This is a genomic window from Propionivibrio sp. (genome assembly GCF_049316945.1).
GTDB lineage: Bacteria > Pseudomonadota > Gammaproteobacteria > Burkholderiales > Rhodocyclaceae > Propionivibrio.
This window is the reverse complement of the sequence record NZ_JBMOJE010000009.1, coordinates 42,624-61,230: the sequence shown is the minus strand read 5'-3', so window position 1 is coordinate 61,230 and position 18,607 is coordinate 42,624. Positions and strand designations below refer to the sequence as shown.

Sequence of the window (18,607 nt, the reverse complement as noted above, 5' to 3'; positions counted from 1 at the left end):
GGTTATTCATCCTAGAAAAAGCAGTTCGTCCACGAAAAACACCAAAAGCACGAAAAGAATCAAGGGGATAACAAGCTGAAGATCACCACCCAAAGGGTGAATAGAGAAAATACATCAAGCTATTGATTTTGTTCGTGTCTTTCGTGATTTTCGTGGATGGACTGAGGTTTTTGGGTTCATTCAGCTTTCTTTTCCCGAACCCGCATTCATCTGCCGGATGAGCCGCCAGGCCATTCCACCGAGTATCACAACGCCGAGCAGCAAGACGCCCCACAGGATGAATGTTCGATTGCGGGCGGAGAGGCCGGCCAGGCTGGCGGCGCTGTCTGCGGAGGCGTCGGCAGGGCCGCTCTGCAATTCGCCGGCTTGCGCCTGTTCAAGCTGGTTGAGTTCACCCGCGCTGAATCCGGGCGCCACTTGACTGAGTGGCTGGCTGGCCGGCGTGGCTTCGCTACGGCCAAAATTCAGGGTGTAGGGCGGCGTGCCGCCGGCGAGAAATACGAGGGTCGCGGCTTGCCATGAGAGTCCGAGTTCGGGCTGGGCTGTGGCGGGGGCATTGAGCGGACGAATCACCCACTCCTGCTGATGACCAAGGCCGATGCCAAGCGCGCCGGAGCGGCGGGTCTGGCCGTTCTGCGTGATCTGATAGAAGGTGGCCTGGGTTGTTGGCTGGAAGGCCCATTCCGTTGCTTTGCCGGCCTGGCGACTTGGCCGCTCGGCGTAGTAGCCAAGTGCCATCGGATAGACGATATTGGCTTCGCTCAGTTTGAGGCTGATCTGTTCCACCGGCAGGGCAATCCCGGCCGGGTAAACCAGTTCACCGGCCTGTTTTCCAGCGACAGGTTTGATCCACAGGGTTTCGCGCACGGGCTCGCTGCTCTGCCGGTCGACCGTTTCGGCCTGAATCGCAGAGAACTGGACCGGCTCTCCCCGACGCCAGGTCAGGCGCGCATACCGGAAGGACTGCGGGCTGAATTCAAGTCGGTCATTGGCCAGGGTCTGGGCGCTGTCATTGCTCAGCCAGCTCAGTTCGGCAGCGCCGATGGTTTCCCAGCGCTTCAGGTCGTTGCTGGTTTCCAGCCAGACCTGGGCGCTGTAGCTGGTTTTATCCATGGGCGCGCTGAAGCGCAGCGCCTCGATGTGCACCGGATTGCTCTCGCTGCCCTTGGCCTCCGCGCCGAAGTCGAGGATCAGGCTGGTGAGTGGGGCGGCGTCCTGGCCTTGGCGATCGTTGCCAGTGCGTGCCTGCACCGACCTGACGCTGCCATCAGGGCGGGTCTGGATGTCGAGATCAAACCCCGTGCTGCCGGAAGTTGTATGCGCACTGCCCCGGATCGGGAAAATGCTCGCCGGTAGCGAGTCGCGCCGGGCAAGCACCTCGGTTGGCGGGCGATGCATGGCAAAAGGCTGTGCCACGCCCTTGGCATCGAAAACGCGCAAGTCGTCGAGGCCGGCCATTTTGGCCTTCAGATAAACGGCTTGCGGCACGCGCAAGCCGACGACACCCTGGTTGCCGCTGACGCGCAATGGCAGCGCATAGGCATAGTCGGCCGCTGTGTCTGATTTTGGCGGTGTGGCCGCAAGCGCCGGAGCGGCAACAATACTCAGCGCCAGCAGAAAAACCGGCAGGGCGAAGGATGGCGATTGGGGCATGGGGTTCATTCCGCGACGGTCGATTTTTCGGTGGGGAGAGGCGCCAGATAACCGATAGCCAGCATCAGAACGCCAACACCGAGGAAGGAGATGATGCGCTCGATGCCGCCGACGTTGGACAGGTCAACAAAAAACAGCTTGGCGACGACCAGTACCAGCAAGCCGGCACCCGCCATCCAGGGCCTACGCAGCACCCGCTTGGCGGCGAAACGCATGAGCACCAGCGCGGTGGCGCTCCACACCAGCGACAGCATCGCCTGTACAAACTGCGAGCGGAAGAGCGGATCAAACTGGTAGGGGATGTCGAGGAAGTGCGCGGCGGTGCGCAGCAGCATCAGGTTGAACCAGACGTAAGCGGCAATGGCGGCAAACAGCGCAAACCGGGTGGGGAGCGTTCGCTCGCTCGTTTCCGCCAGCATCCGCCAGGTGCTGACGGCGAGTAGCGCGGCGAAACCGGTGCTCAGATCAAGCGGATTGAGAATCGGCAGGTAAGGCAGCGGTTCCATCAATCCGTTCTGGGTGAAGTTCCAGATTACCGCCAACCCGAGCGACCACAAGGTGCCCAAGGGAATCAGCACATCGCGGTACCAGCCGGCAATCGGGGTGGTCGGCCAGCACTCGGCGCGGGCACGGGGAATGAGCAAGGCGACGTAGGCCATCATCGCCCAGGCCGGCAGATAGCGCGCCCAACTGCCGGAGGTAAACCAGCCGGCCTCAGCCAGCAACACGGCTTGCTCCGGGGAATCGGCCTGCAGGCCAAGCGTCACCAGATGGTGCCCCAATGGCCACAGAATGAGCCACGGGCCGACCGTGCGCAGGGTGTGCAGCACGCGCAATATTCCTGGCTGTTGCTCCTGAAGCAGCCACCCTTCCCGCTCAGCATCGCGCAGCAGCCATTCGCTCGCCAGCCAGAGGGCGAGCAAGGCCGACCAGAGCGGCCAAGGCGGAATCTGGAGATGGCTGTCGAGTTGCTGGAAAATGTTGAGCATCGCAAAGAGCAGCCCCGGCCAGACTGCATAGGCCAGCCAGCGCAGATCGGCCCACTGCAAGCGTTTGGCCAAGCGGACAAAGACAGGGGCAAAGAGCGCCAAAAGGAGGCCGTAGAGTGGATGCACAAGGGGGTAAGCCGTCTCCTTGAACAGGTTATGGCTGGCCAGAATATGCTCGCCCCAGGCGTTGAGGCTGCCGAGCACATAGGCAAACCACCAGAAAGCGCACCAGCAAAGCAGAATGCTGGAGAGCGAACGATGATTGTCGTCTGGCTGGCGATGGAAGGCCAGGCTGGAGACTCCGGCACCCAGGGCAATCAGCAGGCCACCGAGAAAACCGGTTTCGAACAGATTGTCGCTGAAGGCGTGCGCTGACAAGTCAAGGTTGAAGTCCAGCAGCAACAGAAAAACAAGACCAGCGAGCAGTTGCGGGACGAGGGCGAAATAGCGCGAAATGCGCCAGTCGAGACGGCTGGCAATCAGGCCGAGGATGCCGGCCACGCCCATCCCGCTCAGGACATATAAGGTGTGTGCATGCTTGCCGCTATGCAGGAAGATTTCCGACCACGCGCCGGCCAGCAGCCAGACCGCTGCAAAGGCGAGGAAAACGGTGGCCAGCAGGGTGAATATCGGGGGCGTTGAACTTTCACCCTCCTCGCTGTCGAGACGGCTTTCCTTGCGGAAATTCATCGCCATGACGAAGCCGGTTCCGGCCAGCAGCAGGAATCCAAGCCAGAGATTGGATTGTGCGGCGATTTCGTGAGGCAAGCCGTTCACTGATGCGACGAAGGAAACCCAGGCGCCGACTTGTACCAGCACGCCAAAAACCCAGGCCAGGGTTTGCTTCTGGCGCAAGCCGACCCAGACGATGCCGGCGCCTTCCAGCGCCCAGGCGGCGGAAGTCCAGCGGCCATCGAGGGCAAACGGAATGGCCAGCGTGCCGAAGACGATACCGAGCGCGAGAAAGGACTCGACGAGCAGTTTCAGCGAGTTGCCGCGACGTTGCCAGAGCGCCAGTGTCAAACCGATGTAGAAGAGCCCCAGCGCCAGCGCTGAGAAAGCCAGACCGAAAGGTTTGTCGTGCACGATGCCGTACTGCAAACCGAAAGCCAGCAGCGGCGTGCCGAAGACCAGCGTGCCGTCGACATAGTGCTTGAGCTGTGGCGCCTGCTTGCTGGCGTAGAGGATGGCGATGGCCACGTAAAAAACGAAGAACAGAATCAGGAAGCCCTGCACCGACAGATAGTTTTCCGGCTGGTAGCGCAATACGCCCCAGGTGGTGCCGATCACGAAGGTGAAGGCAAAGCCAAGCAGATTGAGCAGCCGCCAGGAGCGCTTCAGCGCAATCGCCAGAATCCCGGCGTTAAGCAGGGCGTAGTAAGAGAACAGACCGATGTGGCTGCCCTGCCCGGTGGAGGTCAGGACGGGCGCCGCGAAGCCGCCGATGATGCCGAAAATCGCCAGCCAGATCGCATCTTGCAGGACCGCCAGCAGACAGGTGAAAAAGGTCAGGAAAAACAGCAAGCCGAAAGCCAGACCGCCCGGAATGAGGTCGTACAGGCGGAAGGCACCGAAGGTCACCAGCATCAGGATGCCGAGCGCCGCGCCTTGCACCGGCAGACTGATCGATGGTCGCGATTCACGAATGCGCCAGCCCCAGAGCAACAGGCCGATGTCGGCGAGCACGATGCCGGCCAGTCGCAGTTCGATCGGCACCGAGACTCGCGCCGCGGCATACTTGAGCAGGAAGCTGACGCCGAAAAAAAGAATCAGCAGACCGGCCTTGGCGACCAGATTGCCGCCAAACAGCCACTCCTTGGCCTTGATCAACCAGGCCGGCGGCTCGGGAAGCTCGGAAGCTGCGTAGTGCTCTGCTGGTGTTACAGACTCGCGAGGTGTGTAGTCATACCCCGGGATCGTGGCTGGGCCGAGATCGTATTCTGCAGGCGTTTCAGGAGGCGGAGATTTTCCGAGGCTTGGGGCCGGTTCTGGCACGAACGCGGGGCCGTAGTCGATTTCGGCGCCTGCTTCGTCAGGTGTTACAGGTGCGGATCTTTCCGCTTGCCAACCGGTGTCGGCGGCAAGCTCGACCGACTCGGCGACAGGCGCGGTCGCCGCCCGCATGCGGAGTTGTCGTACCTCTTCCTGCAATTTCTCGACACTGCGCTCAAGGACCCCGACACGAACGCGTGCGCCTATAACGAGGAAGAACAGAACGATGGGCCCGACGATGAAAACAAGTGCGGCCAAGACAAACAAGGATTCCATGCAATTCTTCCCGATATGATTTTTCGTTGGATTATCACATAAGGCGTGATTGCCTTCGGCAAAGAATACAGAAACGGAAATCCTGCTCTTCGCCAGCTATTGGCATCAGCTTCGCTTTGGTTTTCTCGATGCTTTCATGTTGAACCCCATGCCGGGTTAACAGGAACAGGAAGGTCACGCTTGCCCTTGTTTCGCACCGGTGCTGCACAGCTGAAACCCTTATAGATAGGCGATCTACAGTACATGCCTCTGAAGAATGCCGTCTTTATTAGATCCTTCAGGCACCCTCGTTGCAGAACGCCATTTAGCGTGGATTCCAGAGATCAGCTCCAATAAGGTCGAGCATTTTTCCAGAATGATCTACACCTATTCATCCGACCACAACGACGGGGAATGCTTACAAACGGTGCGCAATGGCCATAAGGCTTTGCTGCGTCCGCCTGAGCGTTGCGTCTCTTCCTCGAACGCTTCAAGCGTCATGAATCATGACGGCTCAGGCGGCCAACTTGCCCTGCACAAAGTCAACCAGGGTACCCACCGAAGCAAAAGCGGCTCCGTCGATTTCATCATCATCAACCATGAATCCGAAACGCTCTTCCAAGGTGGTTATCAATGCCACCACCGCCATCGAATCCAGCTCAGGGATTGCGCCAAGCAAGGGGGTTTCGAGAGTGAAACCGTTCGCCCGGCCCTTGAGGCTCAATACCTCGTCAAGAATCGACAGCACCTCATTTTTTACATCCATAAATACTCCTTGTGTGCCCAGGAATTCTGCCCGAATGGAATTTCAAATGACCCGATTATACTGGCAGAAGCATACTGCAACTAAGACGACATTCATCCAGCATTTACCCGGATTAATATATTCGCACCTTCAATTTCCTGAAATTCCTGGCCAGGATGGATGATTTCAGCGTAGCAGGTTGAACTATTCGCTAAAAATATCGACTGACACTGAACCCTTGGTGCCTGAATAATGACCGATTCCTTTTTGCTCCCTGACCTGATCGTTCGATCCGCTGCGCGCAAACCGGATGCGATTGCCCTCACCTGCGGCAAACAGTCGATGAGCTACCTCGAACTGCAGCAGTCGATCGAAGGCATTGTCAGCGGTCTGCTCGACATCGGCCTGCAGCGAGGAGAACGGATTGCCATCTACCTCGAAAAACGCTTTGAAACAGTGATCGCCAGTTTTGGTGCGGCAGCCGCCGGTTGCGTATTCGTGCCACTCAACCCGCTGCTCAAACCCGACCAGGTGACCTACATTCTGCGTGACTGCAATGTGCGTGCGCTGATCACCTCCAACGAACGTCTGCCGCAGTTGGTGCCGGCGCTGGAGTCCTGCCACGATCTGCGCCATGTCGTGCTGACCAATACCGATCCGCTGCCACCCAGTGCTGGTCCGGTCGCCCATCTGCGCTGGAAGGACCTGCTGAACTCATCCGCCCAGACAGGCCACCGGGTAATCGACACCGACATGGCCGCCATCCTCTACACCTCGGGCAGCACCGGCAAGCCCAAAGGGGTCGTGCTTTCGCATCGCAACATGGTTGCCGGTGCCAAGAGCGTGGCCAGTTACCTGGAAAACACCGCTGACGACACCCTGCTCGCCGCCCTGCCCCTCTCTTTTGATGCCGGCTTCAGCCAGATCACTACCGCTTTTCATGTCGGTGCGCGGGTCGTGCTACTCAACTACCTGATGCCACGCGACGTGCTCAAAGCGCTTGAATGCGAGCGGGTTACCGGGCTTACCGCCGTACCACCACTCTACATCCAGCTTGCGCAACTGGAGTGGCCGGTCGGCATTACCGAACATCTACGTTACTTGGCCAATACCGGCGGACGAATGCCGCGCGAGACCCTCACCGCCTTGCGCTCAAGCTTGCCCAAAACGAAACCCTATCTGATGTATGGCCTGACCGAAGCCTTCCGCTCAACCTATCTGCCGCCGAGCGAAGTAGATCGGAGACCGGATTCGATTGGCAAGGCCATCCCCAATGCCGAGATCCTCGTGCTGCGTGAAGATGGCTCGCCCTGCGCGCCCAACGAACCAGGCGAACTGGTGCATCGTGGCGCACTGGTCGGCATGGGCTACTGGAACGATCACGAAAAAACAGCAGAACGCTACAAGCCACTGCCCGCCAACACACCGGGTCGCGAGGCCGGGTTGATGCTGCCTGAACTGGCCGTCTTCTCCGGCGATACCGTTCGCCGTGACGAAGAAGGCTTCCTCTACTTCATTGGTCGGCGCGACGAAATGATGAAAACATCGGGCTACCGGGTCAGCCCGACCGAGGTCGAGGAAGTTCTCTACGCCACCCGACTGGTTGGCGAATGCGTTGCTTTCGGTATTGACCACGCCACGCTCGGACAGGTGATTCAGGTTATCGCCACGCCACCGCAAGGTGGCCGCCTCGACACGACAGCACTACTCAGCGAATGCCGAAATTTGATGCCGGCCTACATGGTACCCGCGCACATTGATGTGCGTGAAGGCCCTTTGCCGCGCAACCCGAACGGCAAGATCGACCGTAAAACACTTTCAACCGAATGGATCGAAAGGCTGAGCGCTTCCTGAACGCTCGCCCAAAAAATTACACATGCAAGCCAGCGAACGCCAACTCCCGATGCATGCCCCAATGACTCAGTTTTCCGTGAATAACGGAGAACTTGTCGTTGGAGGAATTCCGCTATCCCGGCTCGCCGCCCGTATCGGGCAAACACCCTTTTATGCCTATGATCGGCAATTGCTCGGGCAGCGCGTTGCCCAGTTGCGCGCCACACTGCCATCCTCGATCAAGCTGCACTATGCAATGAAAGCCAATCCGATGCCGGCCTTGGTGTGCCATATGGCCGGCATCGTTGATGGCATCGACGTAGCGTCGGGCGGCGAACTGAAGATTGCCCTCGACAGCGGAGCCGATCCGCACGAAATCAGCTTTGCCGGCCCTGGCAAAAGCCGCAATGATTTGAAACGTGCCGCTGCCGCCAGCATCCTTATCAATATCGAGTCCTTCCGTGAAGTCGCCGAGCTGGCTGAAATCAGACACGAAACAGGCTGCCAAGTGCGTATCGCCGTTCGCGTCAATCCGGATTTCGAGTTAAAAAGCTCAGGCATGAAAATGGGCGGTGGCCCACGGCAGTTCGGCGTAGACTCCGAGCAAGTACCCCAACTACTCAGCGAAATCGGTCGTACCGGGCTGACTTTTGAAGGCTTTCACCTTTTTGCCGGCTCACAAAACCTCAAGCCCGAAGCCATCATCGAAGCCCAATGCAAGAGCTTCGACCTGGCGGTGCGCCTCGCCAAATCCGCGCCCTCCCCGGTGCGTTTTCTCAATCTCGGTGGCGGTTTTGGCATCCCCTATTTCCCTGGCGAGGAACATCTTGATCTTGCTCCGATTAGCGCCAATCTGGCTAGCCTCGCCGAACGTGCAAAAAATGAACTGCCCGAAGCCGAACTGGTCATCGAACTCGGACGCTACCTGGTCGGTGAAGCCGGAATCTACGTTTCACGCATCGTCGACCGCAAACTATCACGCGGACAAATCTTCCTCATCACCGATGGTGGCCTGCACCACCACCTTGCGGCTTCCGGCAACTTCGGCCAAGTAATCCGCAAGAACTACCCGGTCGCCATCGGCAACAAAATGGCCCCCGAAACACGCGAAAAAGTTTCCGTGGTTGGCCCACTATGCACCCCACTTGACTTGCTGGCCGACCGAATGGAACTGGCTGTGGCGCAACCCGGTGATCTGGTAGTGATCTACCAGTCAGGCGCCTACGGTTTTACGGCTAGTCCGCAAGCTTTTCTCGGCCATCCTGCGTGTGTCGAAGTATTCGTGTGAGATTGGGTGCCACGATATTGACGAAAAATGACCGACTTCGATTGTCGAAACACTTTCTATATTGTGAAAAATTCGCAAAGTGACTAAGGAATTAAACCCGGTCAATTGCATGCACTCCATAAAACCCAGGCAAAACCACACGTTCCTGATCTGGTTCTGCTACCTTTTTTTTGTTGCATATGGAAGTTTCGTACCGTTTAACTTCAACGCAATCACCGTTGATCAGGCATGGGAGTTCCTTCACCAAATTCTCAGGCTCGAATTTGGGGAAATGAGAGGTACCGACTGGAATGCGAACATCGTATTGGGCATTCCAACGGGTTTCCTTACGGTTCAATTATTGAGCGACAAATTCACCAAATGGCCGAAACTATTCATTTTTCTTCTTGCTGGCCTCATTTCTGCCATTTTTATCGTTCTTGTCGAGTCTTCACAGATATTTTTCCCGCCGCGAACCTGTTCGATCAATGACATTCTCGCCCAAGCAATTGGTTGCCTGATCGGGCTTCTGCTTGCAATTAAATACTCCAATTGGTTCAACAACTTTTTGCACGCGATATTCAGCAGTCCGGAATATCTACCCGTTTTTCTATTTGATGCCTATCTCGTTTTTTACATTGCATTCGCACTTTTCCCTTACGACATTTTGCTTTCCGGTGCGGAACTTGTACAAAAAGCACAAGGAGCCAATAGTGGATGGCTTCTGGCGGAGGCAAGGCTATCCTCACCATTCCTGACTGTTCTGAAATTTTTAATCGAAATCCTCCTGACTATTCCAATGGGTTTATATCTTGGACGCCGATCTGGAAACCAGCCGATAAGTGTCAAGCAGGCTATTTTGTTCGGGTTCTTTTTCGGGAGCCTAATAGAAATTGCTCAATTCTTTATTGCCTCCGGAATCAGCGAAGGGCTTTCAGTAATAACCCGAATCACAGGAGTCTGTTTAGGCCTCCTGTTATGGCGGCAGCGGCGAGAATGGTCACCAGATCGCCTTGCCAGGGCTATCAGACATCGTGCAATTCCTCTCGGCATTGTTTATCTGTTGATTCTATTGCAGACAAATGGCTGGTTTTCACATCGTTGGCAAGGTATCGATGTCGCCATAAGTGGGTGGGACGAACTGCATTTTCTGCCGTTTTATTACCATTACTTCACGACAGAAGCTCAAGCGCTCCTCAGTTCGGTCAGCGTTTGTCTGTCCTACGCGCCTATCGGAATACTGATCTGGTCATTCAAAGGAAAACCTGTTCAGGCGTTCTATTGTGCCTTGCTTGCCGCTTTCATTATTGAAAGCGGCAAACTCTTCCTGCAGGACATGCACCCTGACCCAACCAACTTATTACTCGGCGGACTTGCCAGTTGGGCGATGATTCATCTGATTGAAAAGCTGACGAGAATAACTGCCTTGCCGGATTTCAAGGACGTACCCGTGTCGCCTCCTTCGCATGAAACACAAAACCGGGTAGATGCAACATCTGACAACCAAGTCTGTAGTGTGACTGACTCGACCAGAAACAAGCCAACTTATGCCGTATTGTTCGTATCCTTGGCATTTACTGCCTACTGGGCCGCAACCTTCCCGACACAACCTGTAATCCTTCTCCTTCTCCTTGCGGCTGCCGCAATAGCCATTTGGTACCGGCCAGTAATTCTTATACCCATCCTCCTCGCAGCATTGCCGGCACTTGATCTCACGCAATGGAGCGGGCGCTTTTATCTGGACGAGTTTGATTTACTGATGTTGATTAGTCTTGCCATTGGATATGCGCGTGTTCCGGCCTTCCAAGGCATAAAGCGGCAATCGGACATTATCTTTTCTATCGCGAGCAGCCTGCTGGCCATCAGCTTCGTGATCAGTTGCGCGCGAGGCCTGCTTCCTTGGCAGTCCATCGACGCCAATAGCTTCACAAACTACTACAGTCCATTCAATGCTGTACGTATAGCCAAAGGTGCCTTGTGGGCGTTTCTCTGCTATGGATTATTGAAGCGAATGCACGCCGCAAAAATGGACATTCATCGTCCATTTACCTTGGGGATGGTCGCCGGCCTGGCGCTTACCGTTGCGGTTATTCTCTGGGAGCGCGTGACATTCGGCGGCCTGTTCAACTTTTCCAGTGATTACCGAGTTACAGGCCCATTCTCTTCAATGCACATCGGGGGGGCTTACATCGAGTGCTTCCTGACGGTAGCCACACCCTTTCTGATTTTATTTATCCTGCAAACCAGAAACTGGCTGTGCAAGATATCGGGAGTGGTTCTTTTGCTTGCCACGACTTATGCACTGATGGTCACGTTTTCACGCAGTGGATACTTGTCATTCGGGGCAGGGATAATCATCATCCTGTTTTTTTTCACCTTCAGATCAGGGCGAAGGATGCAACGCGGCCTAATTACCGCGTTGCTTTCCGGAGCCATAGTCACCATAGCCATACCGGTATTCACCGGAGAATTCGCGCAGATGCGGATTGCATCAATCTCTGGAGATCTTGCGGCTCGCCAGGCACTTTGGAATGAGGCACTCAATTTTCGAACTCCGGATTTGCACACCACCCTGTTTGGCATGGGTCTCGGGCGATTTCCAGAAACCGCCTACCTGCTCGGTGGGGACGGAAACCGTTCCGGTAGCTACCAGTTAGTATCTGAATCACAAAACATCTTTCTACGACTGGTTCCAGGACTTTCGATATTCATGGGACAACGCGTCTCCGTTGAACCCAATAAAAACTATATATTGGAATTTGATGCAAGGGCAAACAGGCCGGATGCGGCGCTCACAGTGCCGATTTGTGAAAAGTGGCTGTTATCCTCATACGGCTGCATGTGGAGCACTTCAAATATTGGAAAGCACCCGGGAGTCTGGCAGCACTTCAGGATACATCTCGTTTCTGACCAGATGAGCGTCAGTCGCTGGTACTCCCAGCGACCTGTAAAACTTGCTCTCTTTAATGGTAATGCGAACGCCATTGTTGATATTGACAACATAAGGCTTGAGACCATCGAGGGCAATAATCTGTTACGCAACGGAGATTTCTCTAAAGGACTGGATCACTGGTTTTTCACAGAAGATGGCCATCTGCAATCGCACATAGAAAACCTCGCAGTCGCTGTTCTTTTTGACCAGGGATGGTTTGGTTTACTCGCCATGGGGATGTTTATAATTTTAGCCGTGAAACGAGGAATCGACCACGCATGGAGAGGAAACCTGAATAGCGCTGTTGCGCTGGCCTCATTTGGTGGCTTTCTTGTACTAGGGCTGCTGAACACATTGATCGACGCCCCGCGCTTCCTGTTCCTGTTCCTCCTCCTCGGCTTCTATTGCGCGGGATTTGCGCATGAAGCAAAACATCAATAACCTTAAGAATCCAAACATTCATATGGCAAATATGTTTTCTGACTCAAAGAACGATCAACTCAATGGTGAACTTGATCTTGGCCTCCTTTTTGACCCCGTTAGTGCACAAACATTAATCAATTCGGTCGGACTGCATGGCTCCTCTGTGGCACAGGATTCCCATATAGCCTGTGCCACAATCGGCAATCCGAAGTTTGATGATGCCGAAGCCGATTTAGCAGCAAAGGATTCAGGGGCGGCAGCGGGACTGCTGAAAGCCTGGCACAAACACGGAATCAACGTCACATCCCGGATCAGCGGTTCATACGCCTTTACCATCGTCGATGCAGACAAAGGATGCGTATTCCTGGCCGTCGACCGCTTTGCCGAGCAGACACTTTGCTACTGCCTTGAAGGTAACCAACTCTCCGTCTCCGATCGCGCTGACTGCGTGGTTGGTCGAGGCGACGAACTTGACCCGCAAGCCATCTTCGATTTCCTCTACTTTCACATGATTCCGGCACCACGCACCATTTTCAGCAAGGTTCGCCGCCTACCCGCCGCACACGCGCTACTCATCGATAAAACCGGGGTCAAGGAAATCAGACACTGGCAAGCTGACTTCGACGAACAGCACCGCGAACCGTTCGCTGCCGCCAAAGACCGTTTTCTCAACCTGATTCGCGAGTCGGTCAGCGAACAGATAGAAAACGAGCCGCGTGTCGGAGCCTTCCTTTCAGGGGGCACGGACAGTTCGACCGTTGCCGGCATGCTCTGCAAGATCACTGGCGAACCAGCCCCCGCCTATTCCATCGGCTTCGATGCCAAGGGTTTCGATGAAATGGAGTACGCCCGCATCGCCGCCCGCCATTTCGGCTGCAAGCTTCACGAATATTACGTGACGCCAGCCGACGTTCTAGCATCACTCCCTGCCATCGCCACCCACCACGACCAGCCATTCGGCAATTCTTCCGCCCTGCCCGCCTACTATTGCACAAAAATGGCCAAGGCCGACGGCTGCACGAAGATGCTGGCCGGTGATGGCGGCGACGAACTTTTCGGTGGCAATTCCCGTTACGCCACGCAGCGCCTGTTCGAGCTTTACCACGGCCTTCCGCATGGATTCAGACAGATGATCGAGCCATTTTGCGGCGACGAAAGCCTGCTACGGCGGATTCCCGGCCTGCGTCAAGTCACCGGCTACGTCCGTCATTCACGAACCCCGATGCCTGATCGCATGCAAAGTTTCAACCTCATCATGCACCTTGACCCCGCCAAGGTAATCGCTCCTGGTCTTTTATCGCAAATTGATTTCAGCGGCCCCCAAAATCATATGCGGGACACATGGAAAGAATGCCACGCTAGCAGCCTGATCAACCGGATGCTGGCTTACGACTGGCGCTATACACTGGCCGACAGCGATTTACCGAAAGTCCGAGGGGCCTCGTCCATGGCCGGCATTCCTGTCGGATATCCCCTTCTTTCCGACCGGCTAACCGATTTCTCGATGTCGCTGCATCCCGAATGGAAAGTCCGCCAGCTAAAATTACGTTGGTTCTTCAAAGAAGCGCTGCGTGGTTTCCTGCCCGATGCCATCCTTACGAAGAAAAAAAAGGGGTTTGGTCTCCCCTTCGGCGTCTGGTCAGTAAACGACCCCGCATTGAAAAAACTTTCTTCGAAATCACTGTATGGTCTTGCAGAAAGAGGCTTGATCCGGGAGGATTTTGTAGAGCAATTACTCGACCAGCATCTCCCGGATCACCCAAGCTACTATGGCGAAATGGTCTGGATACTGATCATTCTTGAACAATGGTTGCGAAGTCATGTGCCGAACTACACGCTCTCATCTGCACCACATCCTGTTTGATTTTTCACGATAACGGCCAGATGATTGAACTTATCGGCAATCAAGACAAACACATTTTTTCAATTTCGGCTTGCCCTGATGGAGAAGCAAAATGCCAACTACTTCCCCGGACCCCCAGAATAAAATGACCTGGGATCATTCATCAGACCAGAATTTTATTGACTATTACGCACTCGAATCACTCACCCCGGAAACTGTCCAGCGTTTTACGCTGGTGCGAGACAAGACGTTATGGCTACTCAGCAAATTGAATACAGACAAAAACTGCATAAAAATGCACGTCGCCGATATTGGTTGCGGCACGGGGACCCAATCCCGACTATGGGCAAAATTAGGACATAAAGTCTTTGGTCTCGACGTTAATGCCCCACTCATCGAAATTGCCAAAGCCAGGGCCATAGATGATGGCATTGACATTCAATTCGATATCGGTTCAGCAACCGAATTACCGTACTCTGATGCCTCAATGGATATTGCTTTGCTGCCAGAATTGCTGGAACACGTTGCCGATTGGCAGAGTTGCCTGAACGAAGGTATGCGAATCCTCAAACCGGGTGGGCTTCTTTACGTTAGCACGACGAATTATTTATGTCCGATCCAAGATGAATTCAGTCTTCCACTGTACAGTTGGTACCCCGGTTTCCTGAAGCGCCACTATGAGCGTCTCGCCATAACCACCCGGCAGGAAATCGTCAATTATTGCAAATACCCTGCGGTTAACTGGTTTTCCTACTACTCGCTAAAAGCATACTTTGAACACCGTAATTTCCGCTGCCTGGACCGTTTCGACACACTGCAGACGGAAAATATTGGAACATTAAACAAACTTGTAGTCAGGGCAATCAGGTTATTGCCACCGTTGCGTTTTGTCGGTCATGTATTTACGCGGGGCTCATGGCTGTTCGCCATCAAGGCGCACTAAACTACCACCTACTAAAGTAGGTGGGTTAGCGCGCGCAACGGCCCCCATACGCCTAAAGTCGTCAAACTGCGGCCCCGCTAAACGCGCATGAGTCAAAAAATTGAAGGGCAAGGTCACCGGCTAAAGCTGGTGGTTTTTACCAAGGGCGTTGATAATAAACACGAACGGCATGAAATTTCCTTTAACATTCTATCGCGCAGCATGCGAGACAAACCACCACCCAAACCTACTTGCCGATGCGCGCGAGCTTGTTTCGCAATCCCGGTAACGGGTAACCAAACTGATACGCTTTATCGGCATGTTCGCGTGCTTTTTCGTACATGCCCAACTCAATATAAGTATGCGCGAGAAATGCCTCGGCATCAGGCGCGTCGCTATCCTTTGCGTTTTCGTAGCGAAGCAGTACCTCAAGTGCCTCCTTCGCCTTCTTTTCCGCAAGCAAGGCTTCCGCCATGGCCAAGTAGGATTCGCGGCTAGCCGGTTTGGCTTCAATCCCCTTGTTCCACATATCCATCGACTCCCGGCGCTTGCCTAAACGATACAGCGCCGTACCGTAATAAGCTGTAACCAGTGAGTATCGCGGTGCGGCAGGAGTCATGCGTGAAAACGAATATTCAAGTTCATTGATTGCATTGCCGAGAGTCTCGCGGACATTTTGATTTCGACCCATCGTCTTGGCACGATTTGTATAGGTCATACCCATGCAAAAGTGGTGTACCCCCGGAATTCCTACCGTGGTCTCCTGAATACTACGAAGGTTTGTGGCTTGCGCATCTGACATTTTTCCTTTGAAAGAACTAACGGCTGGCGACCAGGAACTTCCGACAAACCCAGCTTTGCAGAAATCCGGCCAGGCAAGCCATTCATACTCCGTAGGGCCCACCGCATTGGCCGCCCCTGAAGCACCGAAAAAACAGATCAAAAAGGTCAAAGCTCTTCGCACAATGCCTTTGGTAATTAGAGGCCTAAATTTCATATCAGAATGGAACTCCTGTAAAACGTTTCAATTGCTGGTTAAACGCAGTTTTTGCTTTTTTGCTTGGGTAAAGATAGTCAATAACGCCCCATCATTCATGGTCGCTCGAACAACTGCAACTGCGTGGCTTCAATTTCTCCAAATGTAGCCACGATTCCTTTGTCAACAAAACCTTCCGCCAAACGAGCAGGCGTCAAGTAGCTTTTACGCTGTATCTCCCACACGCGGCTAGCCCCCACAGAATCCCCATCATCGCCAATAACGTATGCAATTCCTTCGTGCTCAATCTTATCTGCCTTGGGAATCAACTTTAGCACTACTGCCAGATCGTGAGCCAGTTTTCCGATCATTTTTTGCCAATTTGAGTTTAGTGATGGCAGCATTTCAAGTCGTCGCAGCTGTGGGCGCGGCATCGGGTCTGGCTTGGCGGTTAGTCTTGATGCCGTGCCTGTGTTTCCACCGGCAGGTCAGATATCTACCGCATTAGCGGCTCTGACGCCACCCCCCCACCCACGCAAGCAATGCGGACAAGTTCTCGCCAGTCGAGCGCTGCCACTTGCCTCGGTGTCGGGGCTGACAATCCCTCGCCCCCTTTCCTGCCGCGCTTCGCTTGCCAGACGATGGATTGCGATGCAATCCATCCGCCGGGTGCCCTGCGGGCAGCAAACCGCAGAACCGGTTTAGTCATGCTTGAAAATCAAAACAAAAAATTAAACCCGGCTTCTGTTTCTACGCTCCAGAACCGTCAACGCCAGATTTCTGCGTAAAGACAACCCTGTTAACACAAGTACTCGTTGGTCACCGCTCACTATGGCACAGCGCTAAATCGCCAAGGCAAACATCAAGAGGCAGTGGAAATGTGGAACCGGGGCATCAACGCCAAACCGGCAAGCCGTGAATCTTACTTCACCATGGCCGAAGCCCTGCTTGCAGAAAAGAAAGCCAAGGAGGCACTTGAGGTTTTGCTTCGCTATGAAAAAGCAAAGGAAAGCGATGCTCCCGATGCTGAGGCTTTTCTCGCACACACCTACATCCAGTTGGGAGAGTACGACAAGGCGCGGGGACATAGCGACAATGCCTACCGGTTGGGTTACACGTTGTCGGGGTTGCGTAACAAAGTCGAGCGTATGCGCAAAAAGTAAACTGGCCTCGGCGCTTCACTTCAAATCGTATAATCCAAAGAGGACTAATGCCGGAGCATACGTACCCTGAAATCAGAATTCCCAAGAGGCTTGTTGCTACTGCATTCGTGGTGTCGATGCCCCCTGGCGCAGAGCATAGAGCGCATAGTTACCATGACGTTCGAGCAGTAGTGTATTTTCCTGTATCCATCCAATAAGATCCCATGAGGGTTCCCATATGTTGTGGTCTGACGGTACTACGATTAGAAAGTCACCATCAGATACCCTCTGTGCAGTCCGCAAAGGTTTGATCGTGCGCCCAGCAGCATAGGTTATCGGATAGGTTGCCTGTACCACGACGGCGTAAATATTTCCCGATGTAGGCAAGTTTCTGACCGCCCGTATGATGGCCTCCTGATCATTTCGGGCAGCAAAATACGCCCGTGGAGTTGCAAGCGGCGCCATTCGCGCAAACTCGTACAAAACCGTCAGGCTTTCTCCGACTGCCAACATGCGTATGTTGAAGAGCCCCTGGACCAAACAAAAGCACATAATGGTCGCATGGACTGCCCGGAATGTTATTGGGTTCTTCACGCGCTTCAGGCTCGTCAAGCCAAGAAGAATGGCGGCCAGCCAAACCAACGGAATCGCCGGCCAAAGATATCGTACGTGCGCGATCGGCGACTTCAGCACCCAAGCGGCCCATGCGCCAATACCAGCAATCAACAGAAATCCGCACAGTCGCATGATCTCCGGATCATCCGATGACATTAGCCGGATGACATACCAGGCTACTAGCCCGAGGATACCTAAGACAGGGAAGAATCCGTCGCTCACCAACAGATAATTCATTCGGAGCAGACCACCTTCGAAGGAGCGACCCATGCCAGTGGCCGCATCCAAACCAAAAAGGGAACGATCCCAGAGAGTGCCGTCGAACGCATAATAATAGGCGCTCTTGCACGCAGTAAATACAACGACGGCCACCGATATCGCCATGATGGGATACAGCAGCCTTGCCGCCCATCCCTTATGGAAAATAAATGACCAAATCAGGATCGCCGGCAAAATCGCCAAGCAGGTCGTCCTCGTTGCGCAGGCCAGCCCGAACAGCAGGCCGCCGAAGATAGCTAAGTAGATGGACTTGGCACCAAACCTGATCCAGAACAACATCGCCAAAATAAGAACGGTGGTTGCGATGATTTCGGCGGTTGCCAGTGATGACTGCAATAGAAACCCTGGACATGCTGCAAACGCTGCCGTCCCTGCGGCGGCGGCAATCCTGTCTTTCAAATAATAGTTCGCGACCAGGAATACTAAGCAAAGCAAGATTACAGAGAACAAAACCGATACAAATCTATGGTGCAAAATATCAACATTCAATAGAGCCATTAATCCATGAATCGCTAAATAAACACCTCCGCTCGTTGTGACTGGATCATCTAAAGCACTTGTCTCGACCAGTTCTATTCCAAAAGCCTTCATGGCGCTCATGAGCATCCAAGACTCATCAGCCTCTATCGTGAATACAAAACACCCCAAAATAAATGTTGATACAAAGCAGAGAACTATAGTGAAGTAAATTGTCTTCAGTGGAACTGATTTCGCATAAGTACTTACTCGATCATTCATTGG

The 18,607-nt window shown here is 54.3% G+C and carries 12 protein-coding genes; 6 read left to right on the top strand and 6 right to left on the bottom strand.

Going from position 1 to position 18,607, the window contains the following annotated elements:
• Positions 1–180: 180 nt before the first annotated feature.
• The 3 genes from ACOYNV_RS03840 to ACOYNV_RS03830 form a co-directional block, all read right to left on the bottom strand.
• A complete protein-coding gene (locus ACOYNV_RS03840) occupies positions 181–1,653 on the bottom strand; it encodes a DUF3999 family protein (protein WP_422898418.1) in 1,473 nt (490 codons plus the stop codon).
• 5 nt (positions 1,654–1,658) lie between these two features.
• The gene (locus tag ACOYNV_RS03835) at positions 1,659–4,910 is read right to left on the bottom strand and encodes a DUF2339 domain-containing protein (RefSeq protein WP_422898417.1); all 3,252 of its coding nucleotides are present in this window, start codon (positions 4,908–4,910) and stop codon (positions 1,659–1,661) included.
• A 493-nt stretch (positions 4,911–5,403) separates the two neighbouring features.
• Positions 5,404–5,655, bottom strand: a complete 252-nt coding sequence (locus tag ACOYNV_RS03830) for an acyl carrier protein (protein ID WP_422898416.1) — start codon at positions 5,653–5,655, stop codon at positions 5,404–5,406.
• 231 nt (positions 5,656–5,886) lie between these two features.
• Here ACOYNV_RS03830 and ACOYNV_RS03825 point away from each other — a divergent pair, with 231 nt between their 5' ends.
• From ACOYNV_RS03825 to ACOYNV_RS03805, 5 genes are all read left to right on the top strand, one after another.
• Positions 5,887–7,488 carry an acyl-CoA ligase (AMP-forming), exosortase A system-associated gene (locus ACOYNV_RS03825; RefSeq protein ID WP_422898415.1) on the top strand — a complete coding sequence of 534 codons (1,602 nt, stop codon included), beginning with the start codon at positions 5,887–5,889 and terminating at the stop codon, positions 7,486–7,488.
• A 22-nt stretch (positions 7,489–7,510) separates the two neighbouring features.
• Positions 7,511–8,755 (top strand): pyridoxal-dependent decarboxylase, exosortase A system-associated, encoded by a 1,245-nt coding sequence (locus ACOYNV_RS03820; RefSeq protein ID WP_422898414.1) that lies wholly within the window; start codon positions 7,511–7,513, stop codon positions 8,753–8,755.
• Positions 8,756–8,834: 79 nt separating this feature from the next.
• Positions 8,835–12,107: a VanZ family protein gene (locus ACOYNV_RS03815; RefSeq protein ID WP_422898413.1), complete on the top strand. Its 3,273-nt coding sequence runs from the start codon at positions 8,835–8,837 to the stop codon at positions 12,105–12,107.
• A gap of 31 nt (positions 12,108–12,138) precedes the next feature.
• Positions 12,139–13,953, top strand: a complete 1,815-nt coding sequence (locus ACOYNV_RS03810) for an asparagine synthetase B family protein (protein ID WP_422898412.1) — start codon at positions 12,139–12,141, stop codon at positions 13,951–13,953.
• A gap of 91 nt (positions 13,954–14,044) precedes the next feature.
• Positions 14,045–14,875 (top strand): methyltransferase domain-containing protein, encoded by an 831-nt coding sequence (locus ACOYNV_RS03805; protein WP_422898411.1) that lies wholly within the window; start codon positions 14,045–14,047, stop codon positions 14,873–14,875.
• Between the two features lie 226 nt (positions 14,876–15,101).
• Here the strand turns inward: ACOYNV_RS03805 and ACOYNV_RS03800 are convergent, their stop codons facing one another.
• Both ACOYNV_RS03800 and ACOYNV_RS03795 read right to left on the bottom strand, forming a co-directional pair.
• Complete coding sequence (locus ACOYNV_RS03800; RefSeq protein ID WP_422898410.1) at positions 15,102–15,851, bottom strand: tetratricopeptide repeat protein; 750 nt, start codon at positions 15,849–15,851, stop codon at positions 15,102–15,104.
• Between the two features lie 95 nt (positions 15,852–15,946).
• Positions 15,947–16,264 carry a hypothetical protein gene (locus ACOYNV_RS03795; RefSeq protein ID WP_422898409.1) on the bottom strand — a complete coding sequence of 106 codons (318 nt, stop codon included), beginning with the start codon at positions 16,262–16,264 and terminating at the stop codon, positions 15,947–15,949.
• A 381-nt stretch (positions 16,265–16,645) separates the two neighbouring features.
• Here ACOYNV_RS03795 and ACOYNV_RS03790 point away from each other — a divergent pair, with 381 nt between their 5' ends.
• A complete protein-coding gene (locus ACOYNV_RS03790; RefSeq protein WP_422898408.1) occupies positions 16,646–16,993 on the top strand; it encodes a CDC27 family protein in 348 nt (115 codons plus the stop codon).
• A 96-nt stretch (positions 16,994–17,089) separates the two neighbouring features.
• On the opposite strand, the gene ACOYNV_RS03785 is transcribed toward ACOYNV_RS03790, so the two are convergent.
• The gene (locus ACOYNV_RS03785; RefSeq protein WP_422898407.1) at positions 17,090–18,604 is read right to left on the bottom strand and encodes a glycosyltransferase family 39 protein; all 1,515 of its coding nucleotides are present in this window, start codon (positions 18,602–18,604) and stop codon (positions 17,090–17,092) included.
• Between the last annotated feature and the right edge of the window lie 3 nt (positions 18,605–18,607).

What these genes read in the sequence shown, in the direction of transcription:
- ACOYNV_RS03840 (WP_422898418.1), bottom strand. Translation starts at nt 1,653, where the DNA reads ATGCCCCAATCGCCATCCTTCGCCCTGCCGGTTTTTCTGCTGGCGCTG.
- ACOYNV_RS03835 (WP_422898417.1), bottom strand. Translation starts at nt 4,910, where the DNA reads ATGGAATCCTTGTTTGTCTTGGCCGCACTTGTTTTCATCGTCGGGCCC.
- ACOYNV_RS03830 (WP_422898416.1), bottom strand. Translation starts at nt 5,655, where the DNA reads ATGGATGTAAAAAATGAGGTGCTGTCGATTCTTGACGAGGTATTGAGC.
- ACOYNV_RS03825 (WP_422898415.1), top strand. Translation starts at nt 5,887, where the DNA reads ATGACCGATTCCTTTTTGCTCCCTGACCTGATCGTTCGATCCGCTGCG.
- ACOYNV_RS03820 (WP_422898414.1), top strand. Translation starts at nt 7,511, where the DNA reads ATGCAAGCCAGCGAACGCCAACTCCCGATGCATGCCCCAATGACTCAG.
- ACOYNV_RS03810 (WP_422898412.1), top strand. Translation starts at nt 12,139, where the DNA reads ATGTTTTCTGACTCAAAGAACGATCAACTCAATGGTGAACTTGATCTT.
- ACOYNV_RS03805 (WP_422898411.1), top strand. Translation starts at nt 14,045, where the DNA reads ATGCCAACTACTTCCCCGGACCCCCAGAATAAAATGACCTGGGATCAT.
- ACOYNV_RS03800 (WP_422898410.1), bottom strand. Translation starts at nt 15,851, where the DNA reads ATGAAATTTAGGCCTCTAATTACCAAAGGCATTGTGCGAAGAGCTTTG.
- ACOYNV_RS03795 (WP_422898409.1), bottom strand. Translation starts at nt 16,264, where the DNA reads ATGCCGCGCCCACAGCTGCGACGACTTGAAATGCTGCCATCACTAAAC.
- ACOYNV_RS03785 (WP_422898407.1), bottom strand. Translation starts at nt 18,604, where the DNA reads ATGAATGATCGAGTAAGTACTTATGCGAAATCAGTTCCACTGAAGACA.